At 40.0% G+C, this 13,389-nt stretch carries 11 protein-coding genes and 1 pseudogene; 3 read left to right on the plus strand and 9 right to left on the minus strand.

The window, feature by feature from the left end; genetic code table 11:
• Positions 1-234 precede the first annotated feature (234 nt).
• Genes BW986_RS09970 through BW986_RS09980 form a run of 3 tightly spaced genes read left to right on the plus strand, consistent with a single transcriptional unit; the run spans position 235 to position 2,599 of the window.
• Positions 235-588: a DUF485 domain-containing protein gene (locus BW986_RS09970; protein ID WP_076367482.1), complete on the plus strand. Its 354-nt coding sequence runs from the start codon at positions 235-237 to the stop codon at positions 586-588.
• Entirely contained in the window at positions 585-2,135 is a 1,551-nt protein-coding gene (locus BW986_RS09975; RefSeq protein WP_076367484.1) for a solute symporter family protein, read from the plus strand. Before BW986_RS09970 ends, BW986_RS09975 begins: the two co-directional genes overlap by 4 nt.
• Before the next feature lie 17 nt (positions 2,136-2,152).
• Positions 2,153-2,599, plus strand: coding sequence for a PaaI family thioesterase (locus tag BW986_RS09980; RefSeq protein ID WP_076367486.1), 447 nt, complete (start codon positions 2,153-2,155; stop codon positions 2,597-2,599).
• Positions 2,600-2,973: 374 nt separating this feature from the next.
• Here the strand turns inward: BW986_RS09980 and BW986_RS31210 are convergent.
• From BW986_RS31210 to BW986_RS10025, 9 genes and pseudogenes are all read right to left on the minus strand, one after another.
• Positions 2,974-3,478: pseudogene (locus tag BW986_RS31210) on the minus strand (amidohydrolase family protein); the annotation flags it as partial.
• The gene (locus tag BW986_RS09990) at positions 3,479-4,741 is read right to left on the minus strand and encodes a pyridoxal-phosphate-dependent aminotransferase family protein (RefSeq protein ID WP_076367490.1); all 1,263 of its coding nucleotides are present in this window, start codon (positions 4,739-4,741) and stop codon (positions 3,479-3,481) included. It abuts the pseudogene before it with no gap.
• A gap of 113 nt (positions 4,742-4,854) precedes the next feature.
• Positions 4,855-5,097, minus strand: a complete 243-nt coding sequence (locus BW986_RS29545; protein ID WP_076367492.1) for a hypothetical protein — start codon at positions 5,095-5,097, stop codon at positions 4,855-4,857.
• Positions 5,087-5,251: a hypothetical protein gene (locus BW986_RS30140; RefSeq protein ID WP_179086039.1), complete on the minus strand. Its 165-nt coding sequence runs from the start codon at positions 5,249-5,251 to the stop codon at positions 5,087-5,089. The genes BW986_RS29545 and BW986_RS30140 overlap by 11 nt, the downstream gene beginning before the upstream one ends.
• A gap of 947 nt (positions 5,252-6,198) precedes the next feature.
• A complete protein-coding gene (locus BW986_RS10005) occupies positions 6,199-8,367 on the minus strand; it encodes a malate synthase G (RefSeq protein ID WP_076367496.1) in 2,169 nt (722 codons plus the stop codon).
• A 330-nt stretch (positions 8,368-8,697) separates the two neighbouring features.
• Complete coding sequence (locus tag BW986_RS10010; RefSeq protein ID WP_076367992.1) at positions 8,698-10,002, minus strand: uracil/xanthine transporter; 1,305 nt, start codon at positions 10,000-10,002, stop codon at positions 8,698-8,700.
• 247 nt (positions 10,003-10,249) lie between these two features.
• On the minus strand, positions 10,250-10,633 hold the full coding sequence (locus BW986_RS10015; RefSeq protein ID WP_260320809.1) for a cupin domain-containing protein: 384 nt from the start codon (positions 10,631-10,633) through the stop codon (positions 10,250-10,252).
• 129 nt (positions 10,634-10,762) lie between these two features.
• Positions 10,763-11,527 carry a (S)-ureidoglycine aminohydrolase gene (gene allE, locus BW986_RS10020; protein WP_076367498.1) on the minus strand — a complete coding sequence of 255 codons (765 nt, stop codon included), beginning with the start codon at positions 11,525-11,527 and terminating at the stop codon, positions 10,763-10,765.
• Positions 11,528-11,955: 428 nt separating this feature from the next.
• Entirely contained in the window at positions 11,956-13,308 is a 1,353-nt protein-coding gene (locus tag BW986_RS10025; protein WP_076367500.1) for an allantoinase, read from the minus strand.
• Between the last annotated feature and the right edge of the window lie 81 nt (positions 13,309-13,389).

Below are 13,389 nucleotides of genomic sequence, written 5' to 3' on the forward strand. Positions count from 1 at the left end.
CCCATCTGACATACATAACGGTAATAAAACGGATATTAAATTATTGTTATGATTTATTTCAAGATTAATACGTCATTTCTACGTTGTCAATAATGTTTTTTTAATTCAGAAAAATGACCGAACAAACAAAAAAATAATTTACTAAATTTTCAGACTATGTTAATTTTAACAATGATATATCATTTTATCAAACGTTCGTTTTAAAAACGTTCTATACTAAAAAGGGGGCTTACTATGGAATCACCAGCTAAAACTGGGCATCCACCATCAGGTCATGACAGCGGAAATAAGTATCGTCAATTAATTGAAACGGAAGAATTCAAGTTTTTGCTTCAAAAGAAAAAAGCTTTCATCGTACCTATCACTCTCTTCTTTCTTGCTTTTTATTTTATTCTGCCTATTTTAGCTGCTTATAGCGAAGTATTGAAAGGTGAAGCTTTTTTCAATATTACTTGGGCGTGGGTATATGCACTTCTCCAATTTGCCGTCGTATGGTTAGGAGGAATTGTCTATATCAAAAAGGCAGCGAAGTACGACAAACTGGCTAAAAATATCTTGAAAAAATATGAGAAGGAGCTTGGCGAATGAGCATTTTATCCCTCACACTTTTTTTGGGCATCATTTTGTTAACGCTTACAATAACCTATTACTCTTCTAAGAAGACGAAAAATGCCAGTGATTTTTATACTGCCGGCGGCGGATTGACAGCATGGCAAAATGGATTGGCCGTGGCAGGTGACTTTATGTCAGCCGCTTCTTTCCTGGGAATTACAGGTGCAATCGCACTGATTGGTTTCGATGGCTTTTACATGAGCATCGGGAACCTTGTTGCCTTTCTTGTCTTATTGTACCTTGTGTCGGAACCACTTCGCAATCTAGGTAAGTTTACGCTGGCAGACATGATTTCAGCACGCTTCAAATCAAAAAAAGTGCGAGGGATAGCAGCCGCCAATACACTTGTCATTTCAATCTTTTACATGATTGCACAACTTGTTGGTGCAGGGGGATTAATTAAACTGCTGCTCGGCATCGATTATTGGCTATCCGTCCTACTTGTCGGTGTATTGATGACGATTTATGTAATTTTCGGCGGGATGAGAGCGACAAGCTGGGTGCAGATCACCAAAGCGGTTCTCTTACTAGGCGGTTCCGCTGTGCTGACGTTCATCGTATTTTCCCGTTTTAATTTCAACATTTCAGAGATGTTCCATCATGTCCAAACTGCAACACCACTCGGAAAGGAATTTTTGAATCCTGGAAATAAATACACCGATGGACTCGACATGATTTCATTTAATATGTCGCTTGTCCTCGGAGCAGCAGGCCTTCCGCATTTACTCGTCCGCTTCTTTACAGTAAAGGACGCAGCTACCGCAAGGAAATCCGTCGTTTATTCTACATGGTTTATAGGGATATTTTTCATCATGACGATTTTCCTTGGCTTCGGTGCTGCATCTTTCGTCGGTTTTGAGCGGATCGTCGAAGCAAACTCAGCTGGAAACATGGCCGCGCCCCTTCTTGCATTAACCATGGGCGGTGAATTTTTATTCGCATTCGTTTCTGCTGTGGCATTTGCCACGATTTTAGCGGTTGTATCCGGTCTTGTTTTAACGTCAGCATCCGCTTTTGCACATGATATATACGGTGAAATCATCAAGGAAGGAAAGATCACGGAAAAACAGCAAATACTAGTCGCCCGAATGGCTTCTGTCGGCGTAGCTGTCATTTCGATTTTACTTGCATTATTTGCACAATCAATGAATGTCGCTTTTCTTTCAGTCCTCGCGCTTGGAATTGCTGCAAGTGCCAATTTACCGATCATCCTTTGCACAATATATTGGAAACGCTTCAACGCAACCGGAGCGATCACAGGAATGTTATTCGGGTTACTCAGTTCCATCATACTGGTCATGCTCAGTCCCAATGTATGGAATCCGGAACCAGGAATGGGTATATTCACAGGCAATCCCCTCTTCACGATGAGCAACCCGACCATTTTCACCGTACCGCTTGGCTTTATTGGAGCCTACTTAGGTACAATCTTGTCAAAAGCAAAAGATGAGGAAAACAGTTTTCCTGAAGTACTGTTCAAATCTAACACAGGATATGGGATAAGTTCAGCAAAAGACCATTAATAAAAAGGGGGATTTTCATGACCACACATTTAGATCAGGATGTTCATGAATTGCATTACGACCAAATTAAACAAGTACTGCTTGACGAACCGTATGCTTCTTTTCTCGGGATGAGATTGACGAAACTCGGTCCCGGCACAGCTGAAGCAGAATTGATTCCAAGTGACCACATGCTCAATGCACATGGAACGGTTCACGGTGCCATTATCTTTTCACTTGCTGATTATGTATTCGCAGCAGCCAGCAATTCATATGGCAAAATAGCGGTTGGCGTTTCAAATAATATCAACTTCTTATCAGCTGGCAAACGGGGGGAGACTTTAACCGCTAGAGCAAAAGAGATAAAGAAAAACCATAAACTGGCATGGTATAAAATAGACGTGTTAAATGAAAGGGAATTGATCGCAACCATGGAGGCGATGGTATTCAGGAAAAATCAATATTTCGTCGACCACGTTGAATAAGAAACGTTTGAAACCGGACAAGCAATCCACTTGTCCGGTTTCTTTTCCCTTGATTTGCCCATGATGCATGCGCAGAGCTGAAAAAAAGGGGGGATTCCCGATTCGGAATCCCCCCTTATAATGAATTCAATTGCCCCGAACCTTATTTGCCAAGCCTTCTCCCTAGTTATTGACCCGCAAGCCGGAATCTATCACTTTTAGCCACTCCCTACGCTCCCCTTCACTTATTACATCAATCTGATAAACTATTTTCCCTTTATTAATGGTTCCCGTGATTTGGCAAGGAAAGGTAGGGCCCATATAAACGCTTTGCTTATGTTTTGCTAACACGCTTCAAAAACATTATGTATGGCAGGAACTTTCAGCTTTCAAAGGCATGGTGAGTGGTCGGAAGAAATCTTATCGAATTTCCCTTCTATATAAATAGTTAATCAATCTTTCTTGTTCTTCTCTTCCCCTAAGTGGGGAAGCGCATTTTGCAACCGCACATTTTCTATTAAATCATCCTGATTGAATAATAGATAATGCGGACACGTCTCAACGTAAAAGGGTGAAATCATCCGCTCGTTCAAACTCCTCATTTCCCGTCGCTGAGAGAAAAGCTTTAAACCCAATGACTCCGGATTTGGCGAGATCCACTAAATCATCGATATTTCCCGGGACCATTCCTCTCCATATTCCAAAGTCTATAACCGACTTCATCTCACCGAGCTTGCCCTTTTCAAGGAGAGCCTTTCGAACGACTGTTGAAGGGATTCCATACAATGACATATCGAAATATGTGGTGCAGCCTCCCGCCGCCACATTTGCGATCCAGTTTCAAAGCCTTCCCAATGAGCGCAGCCAGGTTCGCTGAAGATGCACATGGACATCAATTACTCAAAGAGAGCCTCGTGATGCTACCACTTTCTCCGTTTTTCCTACATACACATCAAGGGCAGCCTGCAAAGCCTCTCCCCGATTAACTTGGAACCCCTGGCGCAAAAGGACAGCTTCCAAGGAGGCCAATACAAACAGGATGTTTTCTTTCCTGCAACTGAACCCCATGGTTCCGATCCTCCAAATTTCCCCGTGAAGCGGACCAAACGAGGAAGCGATTTCGATACCAAATTCATTCAACAGCATGGCTCTAACAGCTTCACCATCGATTCCATTTGGAATTTCGATGCAAGTTACACATGGAAGTTTGTTTTTCCCATCCCCGAATAACGTAAGTCCCATTGCCTTGATCCCTTCAACGAGAGCAGATTCGTGGAGTTCATGACGGGCAAAGCGCGTTTCCAGACCTTCTTCGAGTACAAGGCGCAACCCTTCACGTAACGCATAAATCATGGAAGTAGCTTCTGTATGGTGATTCAAACGGCGCGGCCCCCAATAATCCTGCAGCATGCTTAAATCGAAATAATTACTGGCGATCGGCCGGCGGACCGAAACCTTTTGGTTGTCTTCATCCGTCGCAATACCACGTTCCACCTTTTTACGGGACTGGATGATTTCTTCTATTCGCTCATTATACGTAATCGGTGCCATACCCGAAGGAACGGATAAGCATTTTTGTGTCCCGCCTATCAATCCATCAATACACCATTCATCCACCTTTACATCGGTGCCCCCGATGGAGGCAACCGCATCCACCACAAGCAGGACTCCCAATTCACGGCAAGCCAACCCGATTTCCTTCAAAGGCTGCATACAACCAGTGGAAGTTTCCCCATGGACGATTGCTGTTATTTTAGGGGAGACCTTCTTGATTTCCGCGATGACGGCTTCCGGTTCGAACACCTCTCCCCAAGGACATTCCATCGTATGGACTTCAGCTCCGTATCGCTCACAAATTTCCACCAACAAATGACCGAACCTGCCGAATATAGGAACCAGAACCTTATCTCCTGGCTCAATGATGCTACATAAGATCGCTTCATTTCCCGATCTTGAGGTACCATCTATCGGAAACGCCCATTTATTTTTTGTTTGAAAAACCAAACGCAGCATTTCCATCACTTCATTCATGATAGTAGTGAATGCAGGATCGAATTGCCCTAATATCGGTGTGCTCATCGCCCTTAAGACACGCGGGTCCACTTCGACCGGCCCTGGTGTCATGATCGTTCTCATCGGTGCATTCAATTCTGAATATGCCATTTTAACCAACTCCTTTAATAGGCTAATTTATATAGTATTTCACTTAAAACGTCGATTCCCTTTTCCATATCCTCAACACTAGTAAATTCCTTAGGCGAATGGCTAAGCCCCCCTTACTTGGAACGAACAGCAGCAAGTCGGACAAGGCGATTCATTTCCCGATCCATCGCAACAGGTTTGACATCCATCCATCGTGAAACCTCCAGCTTCATTTCACCTGCTTTTGCCAAGGGTTCGAAAGTTGAAAGGATTTCCTTACAAAAACTTTCAAGAACCTCTTCCTCGTGATGCCTGATATCAAGACTGATCTCCACTTCACCAGCAATGACATTCGGAACATTAGGTTTAACATCCATTCTGCCAAGTGTCGCCACCATCCTTGACCGTGTCTATATGAGAACCGGCCAGAATGATTCCACCGGAGGAATCCGTTCCCTCAAGCCTGCCAAACAAGTTGCCTACACTATCAAAATATGTAATAAGGTTTTCTTTTTCCATCTCAGCTTTCATTGCTTGCTGAGCGCTCATCCATTCTTGGAATATAATAACCGGGTCACCCCATTACTCTCTGTTGTCCCCGAAAGATGCTAACCATTTTATCATCAAATGCAACATCATCCTTTTCATCTATGAATCTTTCGTTTTGATTGCCCATCACATCGCTCCCCTTCTCAATATCCATTCACGTGATGAATATTCACTAAATTTATATCATCTATTATTTTACTTGCTTTCGCATTTAACTTCATTGACAATTCTGTTAGTATTTTGGTGTTTTTTTGTGCAAAATAACCAATGGAAGCAAACCAATAATGTGTAAAATATACAGATTTCTATGATCAAAAGAAGTGGTACTTATTGTTAGTTAGCACCTTATCATATTTCACTGGTATTTTTTGATAAATAATATACTTGTTCTACTAGTGCCGTCCAAATTAACTTCTGATGGTCTGCGAACCTAAAAAGATGAAGACTATTCTTATTACTTTCTAATTCACATATGTTTACTTAGCTTCTTCTTTTTATAAGGCTCTTTTCATAAAGATTGTTGTTTTTAAAACGAAACGATTTAAGGTTGATTGGAGCGCAAGTGTGAGACTCCTGCGGGAGCAGCGGGACAGGTGAGACCCCACAGGCGTTTACGCCGAGGAGGCTCACCGCCCGCCCCGCGGAAAGCGGGCATCTGGAGGGGAAATCAACCACACCGCTAAACTTGGTAAATAGCAACAAAGTATGCGAAAACAGCCTTTTATAAAGAATTAAACCAAAATGGGGAACAAGTAATTTTAATCACTTGTTCCCCATTTTATCGAATAATACGGGATACCCCAACACTTTAACCTAAAGCCCTAAACAATGAATAGAAAAAGACAATTAGTTTTTCCTGCGCTAAGCTTTATGAATTTAATAACATTGCATCCTGGTTCGTATGAATGCCCCGAAAATTTCACTTATTGTTACAACTTATTTTTCTTCGCTTCAATGCGCCGTCGATGCAGGATAGGCTCAGTATACCCACTTGGTTGGTTATAGCCTTGAAACACTAGGTCGCATGCCGCTTGAAACGCCACTGAGTTGTCGTAATTTTCCGCGATACATTGATATGCTGAATCTCCAGTGTTTTGTTCATCCACTACTTTAGCCATTCGTTGTAAAGTCTCCAAAACCTGTCCTTTCGTACAAATTCCGTGGTGAAGCCAGTTAGCCATATGCTGACTCGAAATTCTTAGTGTGGCACGGTCTTCCATCAGCCCTACATTGTTGATATCTGGTACTTTGGAACAACCAATTCCGTGATCTATCCAACGTACAACATAACCGAGGATACCTTGAGCATTGTTATCTAGCTCTTGCTGAATTTCTTCCGGACTCCATTCGAGGTTTTGTGCCACTGGGATTTCTAAAATATCATCACGTAAATTTACTGGATTCTTTTTCAACTCATCTTGTACCTTTTTTACATCAACTTGATGATAATGAAGAGCATGCAATGTCGCTGCAGTTGGAGAAGGCACCCATGCTGTATTCGCCCCTGCTTTTAAATGGCCAATCTTTTGCGTTAGCATCTCCGCCATCATATCAGGTATTGCCCACATTCCTTTACCAATTTGAGCACGACCTTGAAAACCGGTTGCTAAACCTACATTGACATTCGATTTTTCATAACCTTGTAGCCACTTTGATCCTTTCATGTTATTTTTGAGGATCATGGGTCCCGCTTCCATAGAAGTATGAATTTCGTCGCCAGTTCGATCTAAGAACCCGGTATTAATAAATGCCACTCTTTCTTTAACTTGGCGGATACAAGCTTTCAAGTTTAATGAAGTTCGACGTTCTTCGTCCATAACACCGATTTTCAGTGTATTTCGCTGTAGACCAAGCATATCTTCCACACGATCAAAGAGTTCATTGGCAAAAGCCACCTCTTCGGATCCATGCATTTTTGGCTTAACGATATAGACTGATCCTTTAGAGGAATTATAATATTTACCATTACCTAACAGGGAATGTTTAGCAAGTAAACTAGTCATGACTGTATCCATAATCCCTTCAGGAATCTCCTCACCATTTGCATCTAGGACTGCGTTTGTGGTCATTAAGTGTCCCACGTTACGGACAAACATAAGTGAACGACCAGGCAAAGAGAATTCTTCTCCATCTGGTGCTCTGTATAACCGATCCGGGTTCATTGTACGTGTCATCACTTTATTATCCTTTTTGAAAGTTACAGTCAGATCCCCCCTCATAAGACCTAACCAATTTCGATATATCAGGACTTTATCATCAGCATCCACTGCGGCAACAGAATCCTCACAATCCATAATGGTCGTAAGAGTAGATTCCATTAGAATGTCCTTAACGCCTGCTTCATCCATTTTACCGATCATGTGACTTCGATCAATCTGGATTTCAAAATGCAAACCATTATTTCTTAATAAGATAGCCGATGGCTTTTCGTATTCACCTTGATTGCCAACTAGCTTAGATTCCTCTACTAAACTCGTAATTTCTCCATTTCTGAGCGTAACAGCTAATTTCCCATCTACTACTGCATATTTCACAGCGTCTTTATGTGAATAATCCTTTAAAGGAGTTACTTGATCAAGAAAATCCTTTGCAAATGAAATGACTTCTCCACCGCGTACTTCATTGTAGCTCCCTTCTCTGTAGGCTCCTCCTTTTTCGCTAATAACATCTGTTCCATAAAGGGCATTATAAAGGCTTCCCCACCTTGCATTTGAAGCGTTAATAGCATAACGGGCATTATCCACCGGGACAACTAGCTGCGGCCCAGCTTGGATGGCTATTTCATCATCTACCCCTTCTGTCGTAATATGAAAGTCTTCTCCTTCAGGTTCGAGATAGCCAATCTCTTGTAAAAATGATTTATATTCAGCAAAGTCAATCTCTTTATTTTCTCTATGCCATGCATTGATTTTGGTTTGAATTTCATCACGACGAGCTAACAATTTTTTGTTTTTTGGAGACATGTCATGTACCAATTTTTCAAAATCAACCCAAAATTGTTCCTGATTCAGTTTGCTTCCAGGTATCCCATCTTTATTGATAAATTCAAAAAGTACCGGAGCCACTTGAAGATTACCTATTTTCACATATTCTCCCATGGTGTATTCCTCCTTTAAAAATTAGTTTGACTCCCGGGCATACGCCGAGAAGAAATTTCGTAAACCAGGTGAGCTCTTTTACCTTTGAACGGGTTCAATACTTAATTTGTTATCGATTAATCAAGTTCTCAATTTATTGTTTTGTTCTCTTATAATCAATTTCAAGTTTATCGTTAGAAAGTTGACCATTGCCTTCAACTGATGTCCAAAGTAGTCAATATTATATGAACTCCTTTTTTCTTCAATTGTAATATTAAATCCCATTTTTTCCTTTTAGAATAATCACCTATTGTTGTTGCTCATTTATCCATTTTCAGGTAGATATAAAGGTTACTGCCTGACTTCCAACTTATTCGTTAACTTATTCCAATCAATAAGTTTTTCCAAAAAGATCGATATAATGACACCCATAATGAGACCATTTGTAATGAATGGCTGCAAGAGGACAGGAATACTGCCGAATGATGCTGGCGGGATATTCATAATGCTGACTCCAACTAGGACTGGTCCCGCTAAACGGAGTATCGTTTCAGAGTTGAATAACGTTCCTTTTAGGCTGTTTAATGCGGTCCCAAACAATTGAAGGTATGCGACAAATAAAACAGCGTTACCTATTGTTAGTGGTATTGTTCCTAAGAACCTCCCTAATGGCGGAATAACTCCAAGGAGAATAAACAAGAATCCGCTTATAATAAATGGTTCTCGTTTAAATAACTTGGTACTTTGTAAAAATCCTATTGTAGATGTAAATGGTGTAAAAGGGACCAAGCCAAAAATCGAAGAGATAAACGCAAAAATACCTGTTACAAAAATAGATCTCCTGTATTGACTATGTTCCACCTTTTCCTTGTAAACATCTGCAACAGCTTGAATAGAAGCGAAAGAATTCGTTAAATTCAGAAGGACCGCAAAAAAGGAGACAAGAATAATACCAATATCCAAGTTTGGAGTTCCAAGGGGAAAGAATGTGAATGCCATACCTGAAGAGCTAGCCGCCGGAAGATCTGAAGGGAAAATAATTCGATATAATGACCATCCTACGATAATTCCGATTAAGATTGAGAAATTGCCAAGTATTTTCCCTCCTTTAATCCTTAAAAAGCCAACGAAGATGACAATCAAGATTGAAAACAAACTGACAGGGAGATCAATTGTTCCACTTTCGGTTATTTTAAACATACCTTTGAAGAAAATAAAGATGAGCTGAAAGGTTAGCAAAAATATATAAACACTTATCACCATCGGCTTAATTACTTTCTGTATGATATAAATCAGGTTAAATGCCGCAAGCAGTACGGTTACAGCTCCAGCCAGCAGAATACCTGTTGCAATTCCCCCTCCTACGGTTGCAAAATCCAAACCGAGTGCAGATGCAGAGATGCCCATATTTATCATCAGACCCCACATTAGCCCCGAATGGCTGTCCAATAATGGATAACGATGCCCAATCCAGGCCTGCAGAATAGAGGCTATTCCTGTAAAGATAAAGGAGCATCTTATCGTCATTTCAATTGTTTCTGAAGGAAGCTGGAATGCTGCTCCTACAGAAATTGGTACGACAACCGTATTGGCAAAAATAAAAAAAAGCCACTGTAAAGAGGACAATAATGTTACAGTAACTCCTTGCTGTTTCATCTTAATCATCACCATTTCCTTTATAAAGTCTGTTTGCGAGTTTTTAAGGAAGCCAATTCTTAAAAGTATTGATTTCCTTTGGAAGCCATAGTTTCTTCGTAAAAATTACAAATCATCTCTTTTAATAAATAAAAATATAAGCGAAGCGCTGTCTTCATTACAATCGCTTCGCCTTAATCACTTTTTTTGTTTTTTGAAAGAAGAAACTTAAATTATATTGTAATTGTTTAATAATCTTAGAATTTTTCTAATATCTTGTTATATCCATTGGCAATGCCCCTGCAGCAAAGCCTACAAACATGAATCGACTGTTTCCTGTATTACGCATTCCATGAATTTGATTAGGCTTGGCCAATACTACCATTCCTTTTCTGATCGTAATCTCATTCTCTAAATCCGGAAAGTATGTTCCTTCCCCCTCAATGCAAACCCAAATATCATCAACATTCGAATGAGAATGTAAATATACTTCCTGCTCAGGTTCAAGACACCAAACTGCCCCAACAGTTTTATCCGTTTCATAGAAATAATTTTTTTGTGGTGCATTAGAATCGAATTTTGCTATTTTATCGATTTCAAAAACTCTTTCCTCTATTATCGACTCTTTGTTCAAAATTATATTCTGGTCCATATCTCAGCACCTCTTTTATATTTAATGGGTTTGAATTACACTTACCAGATCTCCCTATAATACAGATTCTGCCCGCATTAAATCTCTTGAATTTGGCATCTACGCATTCCTACTAAGTGATGTGACCTTTTACAAGGATGCATCACGATTACAATCTTTAGAGTAAACATATGTTAAATTTTCTCTACCTACCGCATAGGCTGCTTGATGTACATATGGACCCATAAAAATGTAATCTCCTTTCTTTACGGGTACCCACTGATTATCCAGATTATACATCCCTTCTCCCGAGAGTAAGTAAGCGCCATGTTCTTGCACATGTGTTTCGATGAACGGATGAGATGCAGCTGGATCAAAGGAAAGAATATGAAAATTCATATCAAAATCTATATCAGCAGGCAAAAGATCTTTAAGATGGACATTATGCATATCATCATAAATCCTAAATTCAATATTGTTCGCGTGGTTTGAATAAACCCATGGCCTCCGTCCTTCAAGCGGACGATACTTTTGCTTATATAGGAATAGTTTAGAATCTCCATCCAATTGGTTTTCTAAATACATCTTTGTTCCTGGCGGACAGTATAAATAACCGCTTTCATCGAGGACAAACTCTTGTTCACCTGCAGCAGCTTTTATTTTCCCTTCAATAACATAGACAAATGTCTCTACATCTTCTTGTCCACCAAACCCTTCGCTGTTCTTACCGTCCTTTTGCATTGTCACAATATAATCGACAAAGCTTGCTCCAAGCTTTGGAGAACCCAAAATGGAAATGATACAATTCTCAAATCCTGGAACAACATTATTGACCAATCCTTCAGGCGCAATTAAAGCATATTTACCGTGCTCAATTATTGATCTGCTTGCTAATAAATCTTTAGGATAACCCATCTTTTAAACTCTCCTTTTAATCGTATTTTGTTAGCTAATTCATATGACACCAATCAACGTTTTAATCGTGAGCCAAAATAAGCATGTGAATCATGGTGTTCCCTGTTACCGATATAGATTAACTTATAATTGAAGCTTCTTTTTCATATATTAATAGCTTGTGTCAGAAACCATTAAGTCTCTTAATATAAATGTTAAACGCTTTCATTTGAATAGTCATTATGCCTATTCGATAAAAACGAATTATATTTTTGTCTATTATAGATAAAACATCTTCTTATTTCTTCATCCATGATTTTCTCTTTTAGGTAATCAGGTCCTAGTCCCTTACAGGCTTCTTTTACTTTTAAAATTGGTAAGCCTAAAACAAATGTCTGAAAGCGAATAAAATGATTAAGATTTTCTAAGTCCTTTATTGCTTAACAATTCTAGATTTTAATTTTTTCCACAGTGGTAATGCTTCCATTTTCAAAAACAATAGCCCCATTGACGATCGTCGTCGTTACTTGCCCTTTGAATGTCCTGCCAACATAAGGCGATTGCTGATGGCGGTAGAACAAATCTTCCTTTTTCAGCTCGAAGCTTCTGTTCAGATTAACTATCGCCAGATCAGCGTCGCTATCAACGGCTATTATCCCTTTATGGGGATAAAGGCCAAATAACTTAGCTGGATTCGTTGATGTTAATTCAACAATTTTCCCCAGAGGAAGATTACGGTTAAAATGCCCCTCTGTCAACATAATATTGAGCGTAGTTTGGGCACCAGAAATCCCACCCCAGGCACTGAAAAAGTCATCATTTATTACCTCTTTCATAGATGGAGGTGCTGGTGAATGGTCGGATGCTATAACGTCAATTTCACCGTTTGCTACAGCTTCCCATAATTGTTCTACTTCTTCATCATCACGCAGTGGAGGGCAGCATTTTGCCAATCCGCCTTTTTCCTCTAAGTCTTTTAATGTCAAAGATAAATAATGAGGGCATGTTTCTACCGTAATATCCAGGCCTCTTTGCTTTGCCTGATTAATGATGTCCACTACCTTCCGGCTGCTCGCATGAACAATATGCAGTTTACAACCTGTAGCTTCAGCATATGAAATTATTCTTCTAACCGCTTCAATTTCGGAAATTATCGGCCTTGATTCGACGAAGTCCTTTGCAGTCGTTTTATTTTGTCTTTGTTTTTCTTGTGCAAGCTGATCACAAATGACTGTACTTTCAGCATGAACGGCTAAAAGTGAACCTACAGAGGCAATTTCTTTCATCCCTTTAAAAATCGTACTATCATCGGCATGATTGAAATCGATAATTCCGCTCGGTGACATAAAAGCTTTAAATCCAATTACTCCATTTTCGTCAAGTTCCTTAATATTCTCAATATTTTCTGGTGTAAGTCCACCCCAAAAGCGGCAATTGACTACCGACTTTTCTTCGGAGCAAGCTCTCTTTAATGCCAAATATTCTTTATTGATCGTTGGTGGTGTACTGTTCAATGGCATATCAAAATAGGTTGTCACCCCACCTGCCGCTAAACTTCTGCTACCAGTTCGAACACCTTCCCACTCAGTTCTGCCTGGCTCGTTGAAATGAACATGAGTGTCAATTAATCCTGGGAGGATGTGCTGCCCCTCAGCATTAATTTCTCTTGTTGCAATAGCATCAATATTTTTTCCGATGGACACTTCTTTAATTTTCCCTTCCTTAATTGCAATATCTCCTTGAACAATCGAATCAAACATTACAAGATTTCCATTTCTAATGAGTAAATCATATGTAGCCATAGGTTCATTCCTTTCTATGGGAAATCAAAGCCAATCCTCTTTTACAGTTGCATAATGAAACCCGCCAAAGCGGTCAATAAT

The organism is Peribacillus simplex (assembly GCF_900156045.1).
GTDB classification, from domain to species: Bacteria; Bacillota; Bacilli; order Bacillales; family DSM-1321; genus Peribacillus; species Peribacillus simplex_D.